This is a genomic window from Limisphaerales bacterium, from assembly GCA_014382585.1.
Lineage (GTDB): Bacteria > Verrucomicrobiota > Verrucomicrobiia > Limisphaerales > UBA1100 > JACNJL01.
The window spans coordinates 1-22,837 of the sequence record JACNJL010000024.1 but is presented as its reverse complement, the minus strand read 5'-3'; the positions used below and the strand labels follow the sequence as shown (position 1 = coordinate 22,837).

Annotated in this window: 16 protein-coding genes; 15 read left to right on the top strand and 1 reads right to left on the bottom strand. The window is 53.8% G+C overall.

The genetic code is table 11. The annotated features are described in order from the left end of the window. Positions 1-44: 44 nt before the first annotated feature. The 3 genes from H8E27_03260 (at position 45) to H8E27_03250 (ending at position 9,574) form a co-directional block, all read left to right on the top strand. On the top strand, positions 45-5,669 hold the full coding sequence (locus H8E27_03260; protein MBC8324631.1) for a hypothetical protein: 5,625 nt from the start codon (positions 45-47) through the stop codon (positions 5,667-5,669). Further along, positions 5,662-7,920, top strand: coding sequence for a penicillin-binding protein 1C (gene pbpC / locus H8E27_03255; GenBank protein ID MBC8324630.1), 2,259 nt, complete (start codon positions 5,662-5,664; stop codon positions 7,918-7,920). The genes H8E27_03260 and pbpC overlap by 8 nt, the downstream gene beginning before the upstream one ends. Before the next feature lie 82 nt (positions 7,921-8,002). After that, positions 8,003-9,574 (top strand): altronate dehydratase, encoded by a 1,572-nt coding sequence (locus H8E27_03250; protein ID MBC8324629.1) that lies wholly within the window; start codon positions 8,003-8,005, stop codon positions 9,572-9,574. Between the two features lie 48 nt (positions 9,575-9,622). Here H8E27_03250 and H8E27_03245 read toward each other — a convergent pair whose 3' ends face one another. Further along, positions 9,623-10,426 carry an ABC transporter ATP-binding protein gene (locus H8E27_03245; protein MBC8324628.1) on the bottom strand — a complete coding sequence of 268 codons (804 nt, stop codon included), beginning with the start codon at positions 10,424-10,426 and terminating at the stop codon, positions 9,623-9,625. Between the two features lie 96 nt (positions 10,427-10,522). Between H8E27_03245 and H8E27_03240 the strand changes: the two genes are divergently transcribed. The 12 genes from H8E27_03240 to H8E27_03185 form a co-directional block, all read left to right on the top strand. Further along, positions 10,523-11,305: a DUF1080 domain-containing protein gene (locus H8E27_03240; GenBank protein MBC8324627.1), complete on the top strand. Its 783-nt coding sequence runs from the start codon at positions 10,523-10,525 to the stop codon at positions 11,303-11,305. 197 nt (positions 11,306-11,502) lie between these two features. Further along, positions 11,503-13,233: a type II/IV secretion system protein gene (locus tag H8E27_03235; protein ID MBC8324626.1), complete on the top strand. Its 1,731-nt coding sequence runs from the start codon at positions 11,503-11,505 to the stop codon at positions 13,231-13,233. 29 nt (positions 13,234-13,262) lie between these two features. Beyond that, positions 13,263-14,387 (top strand): PilT/PilU family type 4a pilus ATPase, encoded by a 1,125-nt coding sequence (locus tag H8E27_03230; protein MBC8324625.1) that lies wholly within the window; start codon positions 13,263-13,265, stop codon positions 14,385-14,387. A gap of 16 nt (positions 14,388-14,403) precedes the next feature. Then, positions 14,404-16,107, top strand: coding sequence for a type II/IV secretion system protein (locus H8E27_03225; protein ID MBC8324624.1), 1,704 nt, complete (start codon positions 14,404-14,406; stop codon positions 16,105-16,107). A gap of 11 nt (positions 16,108-16,118) precedes the next feature. Then, a complete protein-coding gene (locus H8E27_03220) occupies positions 16,119-17,387 on the top strand; it encodes a type II secretion system F family protein (GenBank protein MBC8324623.1) in 1,269 nt (422 codons plus the stop codon). A gap of 120 nt (positions 17,388-17,507) precedes the next feature. Further along, positions 17,508-17,807: a hypothetical protein gene (locus H8E27_03215; GenBank protein MBC8324622.1), complete on the top strand. Its 300-nt coding sequence runs from the start codon at positions 17,508-17,510 to the stop codon at positions 17,805-17,807. After that, positions 17,804-18,079, top strand: coding sequence for a hypothetical protein (locus H8E27_03210; GenBank protein MBC8324621.1), 276 nt, complete (start codon positions 17,804-17,806; stop codon positions 18,077-18,079). The genes H8E27_03215 and H8E27_03210 overlap by 4 nt, the downstream gene beginning before the upstream one ends. Continuing rightward, on the top strand, positions 18,076-18,561 hold the full coding sequence (locus tag H8E27_03205; GenBank protein MBC8324620.1) for a type II secretion system protein: 486 nt from the start codon (positions 18,076-18,078) through the stop codon (positions 18,559-18,561). The genes H8E27_03210 and H8E27_03205 overlap by 4 nt, the downstream gene beginning before the upstream one ends. 10 nt (positions 18,562-18,571) lie before the next feature. Continuing rightward, the gene (locus H8E27_03200; protein MBC8324619.1) at positions 18,572-19,327 is read left to right on the top strand and encodes a prepilin-type N-terminal cleavage/methylation domain-containing protein; all 756 of its coding nucleotides are present in this window, start codon (positions 18,572-18,574) and stop codon (positions 19,325-19,327) included. A 3-nt stretch (positions 19,328-19,330) separates the two neighbouring features. Continuing rightward, entirely contained in the window at positions 19,331-20,416 is a 1,086-nt protein-coding gene (locus H8E27_03195; GenBank protein ID MBC8324618.1) for a prepilin-type N-terminal cleavage/methylation domain-containing protein, read from the top strand. Between the two features lie 3 nt (positions 20,417-20,419). Continuing rightward, positions 20,420-21,598, top strand: a complete 1,179-nt coding sequence (locus tag H8E27_03190; protein MBC8324617.1) for a hypothetical protein — start codon at positions 20,420-20,422, stop codon at positions 21,596-21,598. After that, a partial coding sequence (locus H8E27_03185) for a prepilin-type N-terminal cleavage/methylation domain-containing protein (GenBank protein MBC8324616.1) occupies positions 21,595-22,837 on the top strand: 1,243 nt, incomplete at its 3' end. The genes H8E27_03190 and H8E27_03185, both read left to right, overlap by 4 nt.

The window sequence follows — 22,837 nt, the reverse complement described above, 5'->3', positions numbered from 1 at the left end:
CGGGTGTTCTGGCTGTTCTGTGTTTAAACAAAAGGAGGACGAAAATGGATTGGGAGCAATGGAAGACCCGTTTCGGGCATGGTTCAGTAAAAGTTTTTTTGGGCGCGGTAATCATTTCAGCGATTGGCTTGGCAGCTTACGCGATGATGCAAGTGCCGCCGCCGTTGCCGGATGGAGATTTGGTTCCCGTGTCCGGCGAAGCGTTGGTGGAGGTATCGGGTGTTAAGCTGACCCCCATTAATTCTGAATTGCCCGCGCGCGCAACCTTTCGCGTGCAGTTTGAAGAACCGATCGTTGAGCCGGAGCAAGTCGGCGAATCGGGACAAGTTAACCCATTGGCTTTTGAGCCGCCGATGAAGGGTGAATTTATTTGGGACAGCACCCGTTCCGGATCATTCACGCCCGCCAGCGGGTTTGAATTGGATGCACGGTTCGTCGTGAGCTTGAGCGAGGCGGTCATCAAAAAAACCGGCCTAAAATTTCGCCGCCAATTTCACACCCCGCCGATGCAAGTGGAGGCAAAGCATTTGCGCTCGCTGAATGGTGACCGGCCGTTCAGCGCTGCATTGGCGTTTAATGTGGCGATGGACGCTGGCAAAGCTGAAGCGTTCGTGGAGTTTCGTTCCAAAAACGGCAGCGTAATTCCCGCCAGCATCGAGCCGATGACGAAGGAGAACCTTCGCTGGCTTGAGGCACCCGACGAGCCGTGGTCGATGCGAATGGTTGATGAGGGCCCCGAATTGGTGGGCCATCCCACGCGAGTTTTGATTCACCCCAGGCGCATCTTAAGCCCCGGCATGGAATGGCGGTTGCTTTTGAAGAAAGGCCTGCCCTCCGGTGATGGCAATCGGTTGTCGGAAAGCGTGTCGTACCCACTCGGTGTGCGCGAGCCAATGCAGGTCGAAAGAATATTTGCTGAAAATCGGCTCAACCACGGCCGTTCTATCCAGATTCGCTTAAGCCATGCACTGCCGCAGGAACTCACCGCAGGACAACTCGCCAAATGGTTGGTTGTGGAGCAGTCCGTGGAGGTTAATACCAAAAAGTCGCTGCGTTTTGTGCAAACTCAAGTTGAATTTAAAGTAGATATTTCGGGTTCATGGATTGAACTCAATGGCGGTTTTGAGCTAAATCAGAAATATCGCGTGCGAATGAAGCCCGGCTTGCCAAGCAAATTGGGTCTCACGCTGGCCAAGGAAAAGCTCCAGGCAGTTGTTTTTAATCCCTTGCCCAGCCGCGTGTATTTGCCGGGCACGTATTTTTCGCAGGCAGTCAATGGCAATCGCCATTTCAGTTTCGTTTCCGTCAACAACCGCGCCATTCGTCTGCGCGTGAAACGCATTGCACCTGAGCAATTGACGATGGTGTCGGAGGTTTACAAAAATGAATATATGGCGAAGGGCAGTTTTAATTGGTCCGGCAGCTGGGGGTGGCGCAACGGGCACCCCCTGAGTTTTGATCTCATCCCCGGCACGCAAGTGTGCGATCGCGTATTCAAGCCAAAGGCGGCGGTGGATGAAGCGGTGAAAAAGGAATTCGTGTGGGATGAATTATTGGGCAACGAGACGCCCGGACCACTGTTTGTATCCGTTGAATGCGTGGGCCGGGATGGCACGGTGAGTAGCGCGCAAGTGATTGCTCAGTTGACCGATGTCGGCCTCGCGTGGAAAGAGGCGGGCGGAGGAATTCATATTCAGGCGTTTTCTTTGCGCACGGCCAAACCGTTGGCCGGAGCAAAGGTGCAAGTTCTTGGCAGTGACAACCGGCCCCGTGTCACCGGGCGGACAGATCTCGATGGGCAAACGGTGTTGCTTTCAGCCCGCGCACCACGCGTGACGCGTTGGCTTTCAGTTTCACACGGGAACGATCATCACGCGATTCAGATGGACTTATCTTTCGCGGAAGTTCCACTGTGGTCGTTTGATGTTAATTACGGTTGGGGTGAAGCCGAAACGCGCAAAACGCATTTGTTTACCGATCGTCTCATTTATCAACCGGGGGACATGGTGCGACTCAAAGGCCACGTGCGAGATTGGGCGGACGGAAAAATTGAATTGCCCGCTGGCGAGACACTCACCGTTAGCGCGCGGGATTGGCGCGGCCATACATTTTTCAGCAGACCCGTCACCGTGAGCGAGCAGGGCGCGTTTGATGCGAATATTCAATTGGCAAAAGGCGTCAGCGGTAGTCACACCATTTCGGTGGGCGAACAGTATCATTACATCGACGTATTTGAATACGAACCGGCAACCTTCAAGCTCCGTTTTACCGGCCGCCGTCAATTTGCGCCGGACGAGGCGATCGAGATTCCACTGAACGCAAGTTTCTACTTCGGCAAACCGCTCGCGGGAGCGAAGGCAGTTTGGTCGTTCACTGGCCATCACACGGTTTTTTCTCCGACGGGATGGGACCAATTTATGTTTGGGGAAACCGATGGCAGTCACACCACGGAGCTTTCCGCCGAAGGCATTTTGTCCCCCAAAGGTGGGCTGACCATTCGGCCGGAAGTGACTGGTGATCCGACCTCGCCGATGCCTATGGAAGGCAACTTATCCGTCCGCATCACCAACGCCAACGGGCAATCCATTTCCGGCGACACTGCGGTTATTCGGCACGCATCTGATTTTTATTTCGCCTTGCGCGAGTTGCCGCGCGTGCGATGGGCTAAGCAACCTATTCCGTTGCAGGTGGTCGCGGTGAAATCCGACAGCAACGCGGCAGCAGTAGGCCAATCCTTTACGGCCACGCTTAAGAAAGTCGAATGGCACAGCGTGAAAATCAAGGGTGCGGGTGGAGTAGCGCGTTATAAAAATGAACGCAAAACAATCCGGATTAACGAAGTGGATTTAAAAACAATCGCGCGCGATGCGGATCCGGTTCCTTCCTCACTCGTTCCGCCGGAAGCGGGTGAGTATCAGCTGGAGCTGCGCGGGGCGGATTCCAAAGGAAGACCTGTCCAAAACATCACCACGTTTTATGTGCGTGGCAAAAAATCATTGGCTTGGGATTATCGCAACGAATTCCAAATGGAAATGGTGCCGGATCGCGCCATCTATCACACTGGCGATACGGCTACGATTTTGCTGAAGACCCCCATTAGCGGCCGCGCGGTTGTCACCGTTGAACGCGAGAAAGTGCTGCGCAGTTTTTTTGTTGAAGTCACCGGAAACGCGCCGGCCATCGAGGTGCCGTTGCGGGAAGGCGATGCGCCCAACGTGTTCGTGTCCGTGATGCTGCTGCGTGGCTCGGCTGACAGCACCCGCAAAATCAAAACCGCAGAGTACCGCATTGGTTATTGCGAATTAACAGTGGAGCGGCCGAATTCGCGCCTGAATGTAGAGGCTGAATTATCCCAGTCCAATTATCAGCCCGGCGAGGAAGTGGAGGTTGCTTTGGTTGTCAACGATCACGCCGGCGCGCCGGTGCCTGGCACGGAGGTTGCGCTGTACGCCGTGGACGAGGGCGTCCTCGACCTCACCGGCTATAAAGCGCCCGATCTTCATTCGTTTTTTTACGCGCCCCGTACGCTTCAAGTTGAAACCTCGACTTCTTTTGCCTTTATGCACACGGAAGATCCGAGCCGTGTTGCTTTCGGAAACAAAGGACACATTATCGGCGGCGGTGGCGATGCGGGCAAACTGCGCCACAAGTTTCTGGCCGTTGCCTTTTGGAATGCCGCCCTCCGCACGGATGCCAAAGGCCGGATTCGCGCCAGCTTTACCGCGCCCGACAGCCTCACGCGTTATCGCCTCTTCGCCGTCGCGCATTCGGGCGATCGCTTTGGTGCGACGGAAAGCGGATTCCGTATTCATCAGCCGTTAATGGTGGAATCGGTGTTGCCGCGTTTCGGCCGTGTGGGTGATCAACTCACGGCCAAGGCGATGGTGTACAATCAAACCGACCAGGCTATTGAGGCCGAAGTGAAGCTCGAGCTGGATAACTCCATCACTGCCAACGGTAAGCTCGAACGCCGGATCACCATCCCTGCCAATGGCACGATGGCGGTGAACTTCCCGATTCAATTTACCAATGTCGGCAAAGCTCGAACCGTGTGGCGCGTTCGTTGTCCTGCGCAGCCTAACCTCGCCGATGCGCGCGAGTCGTTTATCGATATTCGCCATGTGGCACCCTTGCGCCGCGCGATTCATTTTGAGCGAATCTCGGATGCAAAATCCGATTTGCTGAAACCCGTTGACCCCGCACTACGCCAGGCCGAAGGCAAGTACACCATCAGCCTCAGTACTTCGCCGATGGCGGAGTTGGAAACGGCTACGGATTATTTGCTGTTGTACCCGCACGGTTGTGTGGAGCAAACCAGCTCGCGATTGTTGCCGTGGCTGTTGCTGGATGAATTTGAGGATGTTTTTCCCCGCTTCAAATCCGATTCCCCGGAGGCACAGGAAATCATTGAACAAAGCATCAACCGCCTCTTGAGCATGCAGGATTACTCCGGCGGTTTAGGCTATTGGCCGGGCAGAAGCGCCACGCTTTTTGCCAGCGCCTACGGCGGGATGGTGTTGGCCATCGCGGAGGATCGCGGCCACGACGTGCCGGATCAGCAACTGAAATTGCTGGTAAAGTATCTTACCAAAAAAGTGAAAGGACCATTGGTCGAGAAACGCGACGGTGAATATTGCCTCGCACTGTACACGCTCGCGCTGCTCGGCGAGGCGCAGCCGGCTTATCACGAACGGATGTTTAAGGTGCGGGATCAATTGTCCAGCAGCGGTCGCGCGCTGTTAGCGATGGCCGTGGCCAAAGTGGATGGGCCGGAAGAAATGGTTCGTGATTTGCTGAAGCCCGCTCAATCCAAGCAGCGCGGCTTTAGATATTTTGGCAACTCCAGCCAATTGCTTGGGATGCGTTTGCTGGCGATGTGCCAACACGATGCGGAGTCTCCAGCCGCCGCGCAACTCGCCGGGAAAATTGTTGCCAGTATGCGCGAAGGCCATTGGGGGACTACCTTTGCCAATGCGTGGGTTATGTATGGGATGTCTGTTTTTGCCCGTTTGCAACCCAATGACGAAGGTCCGGCAAATGGCACCATTCTTTGGGGCAGTCAAGCGCGCCCTTTCAAACTCGATGCAAAGCAACGCCGCTTGAAATTTACTTTTGCAAATGCGCCCGGCCCGGATGAAACACCGATGATCCTGCGCAATCCCGGCGAGCGCACTTTGTTTGTGCAGGTGAAGGCCGCGATGTATCCCGCGCAACAACAAACCAAACCGGTGAAGCAAGGCCTCTCCATTCATCGCACTTACACGCGATTGAAAGACAACGGCAAGGAGGATAACGCTGCGCCATTGCGCGTGGGCGATCTGGTGCGCGTCACCTTGCGAGTGGATGTCCCCGCGCCTGCGCGTTACTTCGCCATTGAAGACGGCCTGCCTGCGAATTTAGAGCCGATGAATGCCAGTTTAAAAACTCAAGCCACACGGGTGTCGCCCAAGAATAATTGGCACGTGAGCCATAAAGTTTTGCGCAAAGATCGGGCAGTTTTCTATGCAAACAATCTGCCGCGTGGAATGCACCAGTTCAAATACCTCGCCCGCGTGCGCGCTGCCGGCACGGCTACCGCGCCCGCCGCGAAAGTCGAGGCGATGTACGATCCGGACATCGTCGGGCTTACTGCAAGTCAACCGATCGAGGCGCTGCCGCTCAATGAGTGATCGCCTGCGCCAACTTCGCGAGTGGTTCGCGCGAAAAGTGTGGCGCCGATGGGCGCTGCGATTTGGGTGTGTTTGGCTTGTGGGATGGATGGGGTTGCAGGCGGTTGTGACTCTGATGCCGTTGCCGACGGCGATGGGGGTGCCGCCCGTGTTCAGCCCCCAAGCAACCGATCGCAATGGCGAACCGTTACGGTTGCTGCTGACTTCGGATGAGCGGTTTTTTCAACCGGTTGCACTGGAAGACTGCGCCCCGGTTTTTTTGCAGGCGACATTGGCGGCGGAGGACAAACGGTTTTGGCGACACGCGGGGGTGGATTGGTTTGGCACGGTCCGCGCAGTGAAGGAGATTGCGGTGCATCGGCGGGTGATGTCCGGCGCATCGACCATCACGCAGCAACTGATCAAAAATGCCGAGCCGCGCCCGCGCACCGTGCGCACCAAAATTTTTGAAAACCTGCAGGCGCTTAAGCTCGAGCGTAGTTGGAGTAAATCAGAAATCCTCACTGCATATTTGAACCGCATTGATTATGGAAATCTCTGTCGAGGCGCGGGCACGGCAGCTTGGTTTTATTTCGGGAAACCCTTGGCCGACGTGTCGCCCGCCGAGGCGGCGTTTTTGGCGGCGTTGCCCAATGGTCCTACGCGGTTGAATCCGCATCGCCATTTTAATCGCGCCAAACGGCGGCAACTTATCATCCTCGGGCGTATGCGGCGGCTCGGTTGGCTGGATGTTGCTGCCCATCACCGTGCCTGTGCCGAGCCCATTGCCCTCAATCGCGATGGCCGTGCATTTGCGGCGGCACATTTTGTGGATTGGGTGAGCCAGCAACGCGAGGTGAAAGCAAATGTGCAAACCACGCTTGATTTGCCGCTAAATCAATTCGTCCACCGAACACTCGTTGAGCGGTTGAACCGATTGGCCCAACGGGATGTTTCCAACGGCGCTGTGGTGGTGATCGAAAACGCAACCGGCAATGTGTTGGCGTGGGTGGGGTCGCGTGATTATTTTGAGGCGGAATCGGGCCAAGTGAACGGCGCGTGGGCACGCCGCAGCGCGGGGTCTACGTTCAAACCGTTTACCTATTTGCTGGCATTGGAATCGGGGATGTCGCCTGCGACGGTAATTGCCGATGTCCGCACAGATTTCGCCACCAGCACGGGCGTGTTTAGTCCGCAAAACTTTAATCGCCAATTTCACGGCCCAATGCGTTTGCGAGTGGCATTGGCGAATTCGCTAAACGTGTCCGCCGTCAAAGTACTGGAAGCAGCGGGAGGCGCAGAGGCTTTGCATCAACGATTGCGCGAATGCGGTCTATCTACGTTGGAAGCGGAGGCCAATCACTACGGGCTCGGACTCACCATTGGTAACGCGGAGGCCCGGTTACTGGAATTGACCAATGCGTACGCAACGCTGGCGCGATTGGGAATTCACCGTTCGCTTCGAGTGCTTGCGAATGATCCCCAATCTTCGCAGCGGATTTTCGATTCGCGGCACACGTGGCTGATTACAGATATGTTGAGCGACAACGCGGCGCGGGCGCGGGCTTTTGGGTGGGAATCTGCATTGGCATTTGAATTTCCGGTGGCGTGCAAAACGGGCACAAGTTCAGATTTCCGCGATAACTGGGCAATGGGTTACACGCCGGAATTTACAGTGGGTGTGTGGGTTGGGAATTTTGATGGCGCGCCGATGCGAAATGTTTCCGGAGTGACGGGGGCCGCGCCGGTGATGCATGCGGTGATGGAGCACTTGCGCGAACGGTTTGGCACGAGTGATTTTGCGCGTCCGAACGGATTGGTGCGAGCTCAAGTGAATCCGATCACAGGCCGCAGGGCAGGGCAGGGGGTGGGGGAATGGTTTGTGGTGGGCAATCTGCCGCATTGCGAAACGCCGAATGACTTTGATGCTGAAGGACGTGTGAAGTTGGGCGCGGATTACGTGGAGTGGTTTGCCAGTACGGACAACACGCTTCACAATCGCGTGGCGCTCGATGTTTCGCAAATTGCAGAATTACGCGTGCTGGCGCCTTTGGCGGGCACGGTTTTTTATTTGGATCCCGACTTGCCGCCATCGAGTCGCCAGGTGCGCCTGCGCGTAAACGCGGCTTCGGCGCAGTGGTCATCAAAAACACTGGAATGCGTCGCGCGGGATGGAGATGTGTTTGCGCGATTGCAACCGGGGCGGCATCGATTGACTGCGGATGTAGATGGGCGGCGATTGGAGACTTGGATCGAGGTGGAGGAGCTGTAACTTTGCAACTCGGGTCACCGGACCGGGCTAGGTTGGGTTTGTTTTCTGTATTTTTTTTGACTTCCTGTTAATGCTTGCGCCGATGGCTTCAACTACTTTGAGTGATTCGACTGAATTAGATTCGGTGGTGCTCCGCTTGCGCGAGGGTGATCATGTGGGCGTATTGAAAAAAACACTGAAGGCTGGCAGAACGTTGACCAGCGGGAGCGGCACGGTGACCACGGCCACGATCATTCCGGCGGGGCATAAAATCGCGTTGAAGAAGGTGGCGGATGGGGAACCGTTGTGTAAGTACGGGCAGATTATTGGGTTTGCCAAAGGCGATATCGCTGTGGGGGAGCACGTGCATTCGCAGAATCTTGTTTGCAGAGATTACGAGCGGGAACATCATTTTGCTTCGGATTATCGGCCCACAGAATTTTATCCCGAGGCGGAGCGCCGCACGTTTCAGGGTTTTGCTCGTCCGGGCGGACGCGCGGGCACACGAAATTATGTGGCGGTGATTTCCAATGTGAATTGTTCGAACTCGGTTTCGCGTTATGTGGCGGAGCGCTTTCGGGGGGTGGAGTTTCAAAAACAATTTCCTGGAATTGACGGCGTGATTGCATTGAAGACACAAGGCGGTTGCGGTGTGGAGCCGGGCGGGCCGATGCAACTCATTCGGCGCACGCTGGGCAATATGGCGCGGCATCCGAATATTGCGGGCTACGTCATGATCGGGCTTGGTTGTGAAGATAATCAGATTGCAGGCATTCGCGAGGACTATGATTTGGACAACTTACGCGAGGGTGAACTTGCGCCGGAGTTTATGACCATCCAAGGCACGGGCGGTTCACTGAAAACCATCGAGGCTGCCGCCAAGGCGGTTGAGGCAATTCTGCCAAAGGTGGCGGAAGCGCGGCGCACGGAACAGCCTTTGGCAAAATTATTGCTGGCGGAAAATTGCGGCGGCTCCGATGGCAACAGCGGGTGTACAGCGAATCCAGCATTGGGAATTGCTTCGGATGAATTAGTGCGGCACGGCGGGACATCAGTGCTTGCAGAAACAACGGAAATTTATGGCGCGGAACATTTGCTGACCAATCGTGCAGCCACGCCGGAGATCGCGGAAAAGTTGATGCGGCAAATTCATTGGTGGGAGGATTATGCGCGTCGACACGATAGCACGATCGATAATAATCCTTCTGTGGGCAATAAGGCAGGCGGGTTAACGACGATTTATGAGAAGAGCCTTGGCGCGCTAGCTAAGGGTGGGCAGTCGCCATTGATGGCTGTGTATGATTACGCGGAGCGGATTGACACGGCGGGTTTTTGTTTTATGGATACTCCCGGATACGATCCGGTGAGCATGACGGGACTGGTGGCGGGGGGGTGTAATGTGGGGGTTTTCACAACTGGCCGCGGGAGCGTTTATGGGTGCAAACCCGCACCGTGCATCAAGGTGGCCACAAACACGGCGTTGTTCAATTGGATGGAGGAGGATATGGACTTGAATGCCGGGACGATTATTGATGGCACGGAAACGGTGGCGGAAGTGGGGGCGCGGCTATTCGAAACAATCATTGCGGTGGCTAGTGGGGAGAAGACGAAGAGTGAGTTGAATGGAATTGGGGATGATGAGTTTCAGCCTTGGTTTCCAGGGGCGCAGTTTTGAAATAACTAGGTAAATGTTCTGGGCGGTGGGTTTTGCCCTTTGAAGATTTTACATCATCCCATCCCGTGCGGAAATTTTCAGCGCGTATCGGCCACCTTTTTTATCCAGTTTCACTTTGTTGCCAAATGAGGTGCTCAGGTTTTCGCTGGTCAATGTGGTTTTCATTGTTCCAGTTGCGCTCACTTGGCCGTTTTTTAACAACAACGCGTGCGAGAAGGCGGGCATAATTTCTTCGACGTGATGGGTGACGAAGATGAGGGCGGGAGCATTGGGTTGGCGGCCGAGGCGGTTGAGGAATTGGAGAAATTGTTCGCGGGCAACGGGGTCGAGGCCGGCGCACGGTTCGTCGAGGATGAGGAGTTTAGGATTGGCCATCAGGGCGCGGCCAATGAGAACGCGCTGTCGTTCACCTTGAGAGAGATGTTGCCACGGGCGATCGACGAGGGGGAGGCATTCGGTGCGTTTGAGAATGGCGCGGGCGGTGCGGCGATCGGAGGGGGTGGGGGTTTCCCAAAGATCGATCATGGCGTATTTGCCGCTAATCACCGTCTCGAGCGCAGGCTCGGCGGGGGCCATAAGTTTGTTGATGGCGCTGCTGACGAGGCCGATTTTTTTACGGAGCTCGGGCCAATGACTTTCGCCGTAGGTTTGGCCGAGCAGTTGGATGTCGCCGTCGGTGGGGGTTTTGTAGCCGGTGAGGGCAGAGAGTAGAGAGGTTTTGCCGGATCCATTGGGGCCGAGGACAACCCAATGTTGGCCGGGGTCGATGCGCCAGTTGATGCCGTCAAGGATCACCGTGTCGCCGCGTTCGAGGCGGAGGTTGTTGATGCATAGAATAGGGCGGCGCGGCATGCGGTGCTTTTTAACGGGCGGAGGGCACGCGGCCAAGGGAAAGTTTCGCTTGCCGATAGTCATGGGCTTGTTAAACTTTCGGCTGAACCGATTGATATGAAACACATTATTCTCTTTTTCATTATTCCCATATTCGCTATTTCAGTGATTGAAACGGCGGGTGCTGACAAGAAACTGCCTGGTTACACGGATACACCCAAAATTCCCGGACAAAAATGGCGGGTGCACGATGCCAATCGGCCGCGGCCCAAGGTGGTGGAGGTGGGACCTTCCAAGACGCTGGGCCTGAAGCCGCCCAAAGGTGCGGTGGTTTTGTTCGACGGCACAGACACAAGCGGGTGGAGCCATAATAAGTGGAAGGTTGAGAATGGCTATATGGAAGTGACGCGGGGTTCGGGCCAGTTGAATTCAAAACAGAAATTTGGTTCGATTAAACTCCACATTGAGTTTGCTACTCCGGCCAAAGTGGATGGCGAGAGCCAGGCGCGTGGCAATAGCGGCGTGTTTTTCTGTGGGCAATATGAGGTGCAGGTTTTGGATTCATACCAAAATATTTCTTACGCCGATGGCCAATGCGCGGCGATTTATGGGCAGCATCCACCGCGTGTAAACGCGTGCCGTCCTCCCGGGGAATGGCAGACTTATGACATCGAATTTCGGGCGCCGAAATTTGCCAAGGACGGCAAGGTGACACAGCCGGCGGTCGTGACGGTGATTCACAACGGAGTGAAAGTGCACGACAAACGTGAACTCATCGGCCCTTCCGGCCATCGCTCGGTGAAAGCCTACAAAAAGCATGGCCCGGGTTCCATCGGACTGCAGGATCACGGTAACCCAATGCGATTTAGAAACATTTGGGTGGTCGAATTGGATGAGTAAATTAGCGATAAGTGCTTTTGAGCAGGCGGGGCCGTGAGGCTCCGCTTTTTTTATGCCCCATCCTCGAAGGTTGGTTGTGGATTTCTTGAGATTTCGCTTTATCCGCATGCGTAGAAAATCTCAACAAATTCCCCGTTGTTTATAGCTCTTATTTGACGTGGAGGCTCCGGAGGTCGTAGGTTGTGGCGGCACGTTGCATGGCTGTTAAGGACGATTACCTGGTCGACACCCTCATGAATATGGGGCTGGTCGATAATGCCCAATTGGATTCAGCACGGCCGGCGGCAGAATCCGCGGGGGCGGGACTGGTCGATACGTTGGTAATTCAGAAAATCATCAACATCGACCAAATCACGCAGGCGCGCGCAATGCAGTTTGGGTGCGATCAAATTGACCTGCGCGAAGTGCGCCCGCGCGATGATTTGCTGCGGGCCATTCCCCGGCATATTGCCCGGCGTTATCAGGTGGTGCCGGTGGAGGTGGCTGGCACAGAACTGACAGTGGCACTTTCTGACCCTGGTGACATTGATGTGACCGATGGCCTCACGCGGATGGTCGAATTTTCAAACATCATTTTCAAGGTGGCCAGCGAACCACAAATTCGTGCGGCGATTGATCGCTTTTATGGTTCGGCGGACGAAGCGGTGGAACGGATCGTGCAGGAGCTTTCGCAAACGCAGGTGGACCTTGATCAAGTGCAGGCCGAAGGCGGTGCGGCGGCGGATGGTGCGGGTTTTGAGGTGGAGGATGATTCCGATGCTCCGCTGGTCAAGATGGTGAGCCTAATCATTCAGGAGGGTTTTAAAATGGGCTGCTCGGATGTACATATTGAACCGTTTGAAGAACGTATGCGGATTCGTTATCGTGTGGATGGCGTATTGCGGGAAGGCAACGCCCCGCCACAGCGCGTGGGGGCGCCTATTGTGAGTCGGCTGAAAATCGAATCCGGCATGAACATTGCCGAGAAACGTACACCGCAGGACGGCCGTTATCAGCAGGTGATTGATGGCCGGGTGATCGATTTTCGTGTGAGCTGCCTTCCCACAATTTACGGTGAAAGCATTGTGATGCGTATTTTAGACAAAGGCGGCCTGAACCTCGGCCTCGATCAACTGGGCTTCATGCGGGATGATCAGGAAGTGTTTGAACGGAACGCGCAAATGCCTGATGGAATTATGCTCGTTACCGGCCCCACTGGCTCGGGCAAAACCACCACGCTCTACTCGTGCCTCAACCTCCTCAACACGCCCAATATAAAAATCATCACCGTGGAGGATCCAGTGGAGTATATTCTCTCCGGCATTAACCAATGCCAAGTGAACGTGGCGGCGGGCATGACGTTTTCCGCCGCCTTGCGCGCGATGCTGCGTCAAGCGCCCAACATCATCATGCTCGGGGAGATTCGGGATTCGGAAACGGGCACCATTGCTGTGAATGCTTCGCTTACCGGTCACTTTGTGTTTTCAACGTTGCATACGAACGATGCTCCCGGCGCGATTACTCGGATGGTGGATATGGGGGTGAAGCCCTTTTTGGTTGCCGCCGCCACGCGTTGCATCATCGCACAACGACTGGTGCGGCGGATTTGCCCGAAATGTATTATCCCGCACAAACTCACCGAGGGTGAAATCAAGGCCTTGCGGCTCACGCCCGAACAGTTGGAAACGGCGATGCCCATGATGGGGGCCGGGTGCAAGGCTTGTGATGGTGGCGGGTACAAAGGTCGATTTGGGATTTTTGAAGTATTAGAAATCGACGACACCTTGCAACGAATGATCATCGATGAGAAACCGGTGGCCGATGTGCGTGATTACGCTATCAAAAATGACTTGATGAAAACGCTCCGAATGGATGGCATCACTAAGGTGCTCTCCGGAATGACAACGGTGGAGGAAGTAGTTCGCACCACCACTTCAGACGAAATTTAATTATGCCTGAAAAAGAACCTATTTACCGGATGCCCGATTTGCTGAAGCTTATGGTGGACAGCGGCTCGGCTGATTTGCATGTGCGCGTAGGTATCCCGCCATGCTATCGCGATAGTGGGGTGCTAAAGCGCGTAGAAGGTCCTGATTGCGAGCCGGAAGATGTTGAGTATCTGGTGAAGTCGATTGCTTCAGATGATCAGATCCAGCAAATCCGAACTCAAGGCGGCGCGGACTTTGGGTTCGCCTTCGGCACCAAAGCGCGCTTTCGAGTCAGTTCCTTTAAAGAGCGCGGCAATATGGCGCTGGTGCTCCGGCAGATTCCCAACGATCTACTCACCATCGATCAAATCGGCCTCGACCAAGGCTTGGTTGATAAACTGCTCGCTACTCCGCGTGGCATGATTCTAGTCACCGGCCCCACTGGTTCCGGCAAATCCACCACACTCGCTTCGATGTTGAACATCATCAACGAAACGGATGATGAGTGCCATATGATCACGATTGAGGATCCCATTGAGTTTTACCATCCCCACAAAAAAGCGGTGACCACCCAGCGTGAAGTACATGTGGATGTGCCAAGCTTTGCCGAGGCACTCCGGCGTGCCTTGCGGCAGGATCCGGAAGTGATTCTGGTGGGCGAGCTTCGCGATTTGGAAACTATTGAGATGGCGGTGTCCGCTGCCGAGACCGGCCACTTGGTATTCGGCACTCTTCACACCACCGGCGCGGCCAAAACGGTAGATCGAATTGTAAACGCCTTTCCGATGCAACAGCAGGAGACCATTCGCATTCAGCTTTCCACCGTGTTGGCGTGCGTGATTTCTCAAATTCTTTGCAAACGGATCCCCAAAGGGCGCGTGGCCATTCACGATATCATGGTGATGACCCCCTCCATCTCGGCGCTTATCCGCGATAATAAAACATTCCGGATTCCGTCCGACCAACAAACCGGCCAGAAATACGGAATGGTCACATTGGATGACGGGTTGTTCGGTTATTATGGAAAAGGCGTTGTCTCCCGTGAAGATTGCGTCAACAAAGCTCAAGATTATACCGGCATGATGTTGCGGCTCAAGGAATGGGATGAACAGCAGGCCGCGTTGCAAGCTGAACAACTTGCCGCGGGCGGGGCTCAACCGCCCCCGGCGGGATAATTTTTAACGATCAAAGATGTCTAATGTAATTACAGATTCACTGCTGTCGCTCATTCTCGAGCGGGGGATGGCTGATGAGCAGGATCTGGAGGCGGTACAGGGCGAGCACAATCTTTCAGGCGAGGCAGTTTCTGTGCTGTTGGCCAAGGAAGGGTTGGTGGATACGCCGACGCAACTGGAGTTGATCGCCGAATATCTGGGGACCGATGTGCTGGATCTTTCGGAAATTGAATTTACCGAAGATTTGGTGAACCTCATGCCGCTGGATACGGCCAAGCAATACCAGTGCGTTCCCATTGGGCTTGACGGGGAGGTCATGCATCTTTCGATGGTGGATCCGCTTAACCCGACAGTTTTGGATGAGTTGGCTTTTCAGTTGAATCGTCCGCTGCAAGTTCGGGTTGCTGATCCAAAACAGATTCTTCATATCCTCGAGCAAAAATATTCAGGCGAAGCCACCTTTGGTGACCTTATCGAAGAAATGGGCGGCTTTAATATGCCCGAAGAAGAGGATGACCCTGATAAAATTACGAGCCTGGAAATTCTCGAAGAAGTCGGTGACGACATGCCCATCGTTCGATTTGTGAACATGGTGCTCTATCAATCGCTGAAAGACAGCGCATCGGATATTCACTTCGAGCCATTTGAGGATACTTATCAAATCCGCATGAAAGTGGATGGCACCATGAAGATACTCACGCCGCCTCCGCGTGAATTGGCCACAGCGATCTCTTCGCGTCTCAAGATCATGGCAAACCTCAACATTGCCGAACGCCGGCTCCCGCAGGATGGTCGAATCGCCACGATGATCGCCGGCGAAGAGCTGGTTTTTCGCATGAGCACGTTGCCCACTCAGTTTGGCGAGTCGGTCGTGCTGCGTTTGCTCGATAAGAACAACACCGATATTCTTTCGCTTGATGTCTTAAAAATTCCTGATTCTGTTCACAAAAGCATCATTCATTGTGTAGAGCAACCCAACGGCGTGTTTCTCGTTACCGGCCCCACGGGGTCTGGGAAAACCACCACGCTCTACGCTGCTTTGCGCCGCCTCAATAGCGTGGATGTAAAAATCATTACCGCCGAGGATCCCGTCGAATTTCCGGTGGAAGGCATCGTGCAGTGCCAGATCCAGGAAACCATGGGGATGACGTTTGCCAAGGCACTCAAGAGCTTTCTGCGTCAGGATCCGGATATCATTCTCGTTGGCGAGACTCGTGACTTGGAAACCGCCTCCATCACCATCGAGGCTGCGCTCACCGGTCACCTGGTGGTCACCACTCTGCACACCAACAGTTCCACTGAAGCGATCACCCGCCTGATGGATATGGGCGTTGAACCCTTCCTGATTGCTTCCTCAGTGAACGGCGCTCTGGCCCAACGGTTGGTGAAAACCATTTGCCCCAAATGCATCGTGTCCACTCCCATCACCAAAGATCAGCGCCAAATGTTGCAACTCAATGATGAGGATATCGAGGGTAAAGAAATCAAATACGGCACCGGTTGCGATGCGTGTAACAACTCCGGCTATAAAGGCCGGTGTGGTTTATATGAAATGCTGCAAATGAACGACCAAACGCGCGAACTGATCGCCAACAAAGTGCCCGCCCTTGTATTGCGCGAAAAGGCCATTGAGTTCGGGATGCAGACCTTGCGAATGGATGGATTGCGGGTTATGTTTTCTGGAGAGTCAACCTTCGAGGAGGTTATGAAGTTCACCTGATCTGTAATCCCATGCCGTTGTTCAACTACATCGCCATCGATAAAGAGGGCAAGCAGAAGGAGGGCACCCTCGAGGTGGGCAGCCAAAACGAGGCTATTGCCCGTATTAAGGAGATGGGATTTTATCCCACTCAAGTGGCCGAGGTAAAAGATGCCGGAGGCGATGACGCCATCAAAAAGGCCGCCGCGAAGAAAGGTAATAAGAAAGGCCAAATTAGCCTTGCCCTCCCCACCGTTAATGGCAAGGAACTCACCCAATTCACCCGACAACTCGCGGTGCTCATTGATGCAGGATTGCCCTTGATGCGCGGAATGGGAACCTTGGCCAAATCGCAGGGCAATCCATATTTCAAGGGTATCATCAATGAAATCGGCCTCACCATTGAAGGGGGTTCTACTTTCTCTGAAGCGCTGGCCAAGCATCCGAAAATTTTTGATAAACTTTATGTCAACATGGTCAAGGCCGGTGAGATCGGGGGTGTGCTCGAAATCGCACTCAACCGCCTCTCGGAGTTCATGGAAAAGTCACAGTCCATTAAGGGGAAAGTGAAAGCCGCGATGTTCTACCCCATCGCAGTGATGGTGGTAGCGGTCATCATTGTGGGCATTTTGATGACCTTCGTCATTCCAAAGTTTAAAACTATTTTCACCGACATGCTGGGGGAGGGTGAAGGACTTCCTGAATTCACCGAGCTGGTGCTCGCAATTTCGGACGCGATTAAAAATAATGTCTTCCAAGTAATCGGCGGTGTGGTAGCCGTTTTTATCGTGTTTAAACTCATCGTCAACAAAACGAAACTCGGCCGCAAAGCTTTTGACAAGTTTAAGCTCATCATGCCCATTCTGGGCGACGTGGTGCGCAAAGTGGCCATCGCCCGCTTCAGCCGTACGCTCGGCACCCTCGTCTCCTCCGGTGTGCCCATCCTTCAGGCGCTCAACATTGTTAAAGAAACCGCCGGCAACGTCATCCTCACTGCAGCGATTGAAAAAGTTTATGACGCCGTAAAAGAAGGTGAAACCATCACCAAACCACTTGAAGCTTCTGGCGTATTTCCGCCGATGGTAATCAGCATGATTGACATTGGCGAGGAAACAGGAGCCTTGCCTGAGATGCTTGTTCGAATTGCAGACGTGTACGAAGAAGAGGTCGACAACGCGGTTACCGCCATGACCTCACTTCTGGAACCAGTGATGATCGTATTCCTGGCCGTTGTTGTGGGCTCAATCGTGATCGCGATGTTCCTGCCACTCATCAAGATGATGGACAAACTCGGCCAATAAACCCGAACCCCACATCACAAATGGAAAAATATCAAAAAATCGGTTGAAATTTTCTGCATTGTGGAGTAAATACATTGTAGTGACTGTTGATGGTCAATTGATTTACAAGCTGCAGCAATAATGGATTTTGATTGGGAAAAAAGCCCTACAAAGGCGCTTGGTTCTTTGAAAGCTCAAGATGTGGAGGAATCCTTTGAGGATCCATTCGCTGTACGGTTATTGCCTGATTCTGTGCAATTTGCAGAAAAAGCACGTTATTTTAACCTTGGCCGCTCCGCTAACGGGGAAGGCGTCTTCTCCATCTACCGCACCAACGGACGCCAAATACAAGTCATTCACGCCCGGACATTTTACGCGGAAGAACGATTTTTTTACGAACGACAACAAGACAAACTGCTTAACCAAAAAACGACAACATGATTCAAATTCAACAATGGGAAGATGTCCCCAGCTTCGCTACCGACGAAGCCGAGGCAAAATACTGGAGCGACACTGCCATCGATGTGCGCCTTATGGAAAATTCAGTGGCGATCGGTTCCGCCGGCAATGAATCGGTCACCATTACCCTCCGCATGGATCCGCGAATGCTTTCCCGCATTAAGCGCCTCGCCCGCTCACGCTTCCTCAATTACCAAAGCATGATCAAACAATGGCTCAGCGAACGGATGGAAAACGAAAACATCAACCAATGAACCTTACCACAAATTCTAAACGCGCTTTCACGCTAGTGGAAATCTTGGTGGTCATTACCATCATCGCTGCATTGGCAGCGATGACCGTGGCGCTCTATTCCCGCGTGGCGGGAAAAACTAACGAGAGCGCCATTCGCACGGAGCTGGAACAAATCAAACTTGCGCTACAGATTTATAAAGAAACGCACGGCTACTTCCCGCCCAGCGACGCGAACGATCCGGCCAATAATCAACTCCACAAACATCTGTCAGGAATGGGAGTGGAGAAGGGGAAAAATCTGTTGCCCGATCTGAAGCCCTCACAATATGACGCTGCAGGAAATTTGGTTTCGCCAGCGTTGGGTAGAACAGATTCAAAACAAAATGAACGCTGGAAATATAATTCACGCAACCCCGAGCACAATCGGGAAAGTTACGACCTCTGGGTAGAGATCGGTGAAACCGACAAAGTTCGCACCATCAGTAACTGGGAAAGCAATTAATACAAGCAACATGAAATCCAACTCGAATCCATCCACGGCCACCCTCACCCTCCGCGGCTTCACGCTGGTGGAAATGCTCGTCGTGGTCGCCATCATCGCCATTTTGGTGACCATCACTGTGCCTTTTGTTACACGCGCGATGACCAAATCCAAAGTAGCAACTGCCCGTACTGATATGGTGAATCTCAAAGGTGCCATCCAGAGTTATCAAAATGATTACAGTCGGTTCCCCAGCGCACGAGGTGCGGCGGCTAATCTGAAGGGGGGCGATCTCACTTTTCATCTGCCCATCGGGCGCAAACATGCTGACGGTTCGCCGCAGGATGCCGGCGACTGGCCCAATCCGCCTCAGACCCCTGATAATAGTGTGGTGATGGCAATCCTCATGGCGATTGATCATGGGGCAAATAAAAATCACGGGCGAAACCCCAAGAAGACAACGTACCTCACCCCCAAGACCGCTGATGATGCTTATTCAGCCGGCGTGGGCCCCGACGGCGTATTTCGGGATCCATTTGGAAACCCATATGTAATCTCGGTGGATCTCGCCGGCGACGGGAATGTGGCGGATTTATTTTACCGGGAAACCGGTGTTTCCAAAAGCGCATCCATCGGCTTGGTTCGCAATGTGAAAAATACGACCGAGGAAGAATATGTGCTGCGAGGTTCGGTGATGATTTGGTCGCCCGGTCCTGATCGACAAGTCAACTCCAAGGCGGCCGCATTGGACAAGGAAAATACCGACAACATTCTGGGTTGGCGTTAAGCCATGAGACACCACTCCATCAGCGTGAACAAGAATAAGGCCCTCAGCCGGGAGCGAAGGGGTTTCACGCTGGTGGAGATGGTGGTGGTCTTAGCCATTGCCATCGGTCTCATGGCCATCATGCTTCCCGCGCTCAAGGGATTGCGTGGAGATAAATATTCCCTCAGCGCCACGACTCAATTGATCGCTGATTTCAATAACGCGCGCCTCGAGGCCATCAATGGCGGTTCACCGGTATATGTGGTTTTTATGCCGAAGTTTCCTAGTAATGTTGACGCCTTGAGCGATGAGGAGAAAACTTATTTCCAAAATAATCAATTGGCCAATCAACAACTTGGTGGGCAACTCATTTCCTACGCGTTTTTTGCGGAGTATGCGCTGGGTGATAATCTCGGCCAACCCAGTCGTCGGTGGGTGAGCGATTGGAAATATCTGCCCGAAGGGGCTTATCTGCCCAGCGGAATGTTAGGCCAACTCAAACAGGCGAACGTGAACAGCCCTGAACCTCTATTGCGAGTGCCGCACTTGGGCAATGATGCTCAGGTGGATCTCAAATGGCATTTGCCTTATATCGGGTTTGATGCTCGCGGGCGGTTGTTGGGGGTAAAGCCCGCCACTCCTGACTCGAAGGGGGTGGTCATTCGTTTGGTGGAGGGCGGCGTGCTGCCGCCAGAAAAGCGCGCCAATGGTGCCTATCTTTTAGGTCCGTCTGATGAGCCGCTGACAACGGCAAAAGTGCAAAACAGCATTCTGATTAATTACCTCACCGGCCGCCCCAACACGATGGGGGTGACCACGGTTCCCCCGGCGATGAAGGCGGTGACGGTTAAAGTGATCTTCTTTTCCAATCGCGCCTGGAAAGGCGGCGGCGAAGGCATGGCCAAAGCCATCTCGGATTGGGCTGGCATCAACAATGCGCAGTACAATGCAAATTGGGGGGGGGCGTATCGGAATAACAACGATCGATGGGAACTCCGCCAAGGGGCACGAGCCCCGGTGGTGATTTCAGGGATCACCGCCAGTTTGGCCAATAAATTACTGCACGAACTGCAGAAGACGGATCCTTCAGTTGATTTGCTAATTGAGTAAACGATGAACACAACGAGTCATCATCGAAACACGCAAGGCGGTTTTTCGATCGCCGAAGTGATGTTGGCCATCGGTGTGGTGGCCTTCGGGTTAGTTGCGGTTTTGGGAGTGTTGCCCGCCGGGCTTACCGTTCAAAAAGACAACCGTGAGGAAACCATTATTCGCTACGACGCGCAGTATTGGATGACCGTCCTGCGTGCCGGAATGCAACCCACGGATGCCTTGCATCAGGTGGAGTGGGTGGAGTTGCAAGTGGGCGACGGCAGCAGCACGAATGTTTATCGCGCTCACCGCCCCCGCTTGGGCGGCGATGGGGCAGGGCCGGAATGGGCGAATCTGCCTCCGTTATTCAGAGGGCACCTCAAGCAAACCTCCTGGCCCACAGACGTGATCGGGTGGATGAGCATACCCGATGATGGCACCGGACTTGGAAGTGTAAAAAAAACTGCGCGAGTACGCGCATTAAACGGTCAACTCTTCGATCGCATTTATGGGCGCAAAGTTTTGGTGGCGACCCGCCAGGAATTTGTGAGTGAGGGAGACACCGCTTTTCATCCACTATCCGGTGGCGAATTTGCGTTTAGTTACCTCCTCGAAACCCGCATCGCACCCGATCCGGCCAATGCAAATCTTTGGCGAATTACCTTAACCTTCAAGTGGCCGGTTTTGGATGATCCCACTTTAAAGGATTCCACCAAAAACGCCAGCGATGTAAAGACGGTGACCACCAAGAGTTTCACCACACTGGTTGGGGCCCCGCCCAATGAAACCAAGGCCCGGCAACAATTGCCGCTCAATCAAAAGTTGCTTTTGGATGTAACATTGCCGGGCGAAAAAATTACCATCGATGAACTTTCTGCGTTGACCGGCATGGGGATGGTTACCGTGAACAACACTTTATTGGCGATGGAGCAAGCAAATTTAGTATCTGATATTCCTGAACCTGAAGCTGAACGGGCAACTCCCGGCGAGGTGCGCCCGGAAGACAAATGGCGCATGGGGCGTACGTATGATACGCACGGACTTTATACGCTCCGTCCGATGACGGGTGTTTTGCCTCAAGGAGGCTATCCCCCTGTATTTGGACGGTTTCAGGTGGAACAGGATCGATTTCTGGGTTTTGTGGCACCGACCAATTCTTATTTTTCATCGTTCTATTTTTTTACGCCTGATTACCAATGAACCTGCATCGCACAATCCGACGCCGCCAGGCCGCCTATACCATGGTGGAGTTAATGGCTGCTGTGCTCATCTCGGTGATATTGGTGGTGGCAATGTACCAAATTTTTGCGCGGGTGCAGTCGGTTTTCAGTACCGGGCATAGTCGCACCAAATTATTGGAGGAAGGCCGAGCAGTGATGGATCTGATTGTGCGCGATTTAGGGCGCATGGCTCCGGCCGGAATGTTGGAGCCAAATTTTGAGGCCGTTCCCTATCGCACCAATCGATTGGAAACACTCGCTTACCCCACCAACTGGGCAACGCTCCGGGCAGATCAGCAAAACACGTGGCTTACGACCACAGAACCATTTGTCAGTAGTCGCGTTTCATTTCTGGGCCATGACGATCAATGGCAACAAATGGCTTACCGACTAGAATCGCGTGGCCAGCCGGGCAAGGCCAATGACGTGATTGGCGGGTTGTGGCGATACGAGTCGGGCCCGGTCCCCAAGCGCCACATCATTCGCTTGGTGTCCTCGAATAAGGATGGTCAGTATCAAAAACTTTCCGATAATGTGGTGCATTTCAGGATGCGCGCCGTTTCGCCGCACGACCCGGGGCGCGCATTGTGGGTGGATCCTATTTTTACCCGGTTGGATGTGCCGCTTTATGTGGAAGTGGAAATTGGATTGGTTGAGGAGAAGTTAAAAAAAGAAATTTTGAATGATGCGAAAGTGGAGCGATTAACGATGGAGCTTGAAAGTGGCGCTATGGATCGGGCTTCGTATCAACGGCTGACCAATCAACGTCGGGCGCGGACGATGGAGTTGCTTACAGAAAACCTTGGGCGCATTCTGATGTTGCGGCAACTGGTGCCCGTTCGCACACAGGCGGATATTCCACCGGCGTTATTTGTTAAAAAAACTCAAAAAGAATTTGAGGCCAACGGGTTTTCGGTCACCGGGGGAGTGACGGGAGGAGGCTTTGGAATGGGGCCGAATAAGCCGGCGCGTTATGTGTTCATCATCGATAAATCCGGGAGCATGTCCGCCGAACGACGCTTTATTAGTGCGCGTTTGGCCATGATGGAAACTCTCAAAAAATTAAACCCCAATGCTTTTTTCTACGTGTTCTTTTTCAGCACCGATTCGGAGGGTATGCCGTCGGGCCCGGTTACGCCGAATAACCCCAAACCCGGCATCGCGTTAAATCTGATGCCGGCTAACCCGTCAAATGTGGCATTTTATACCCAGTGGATCG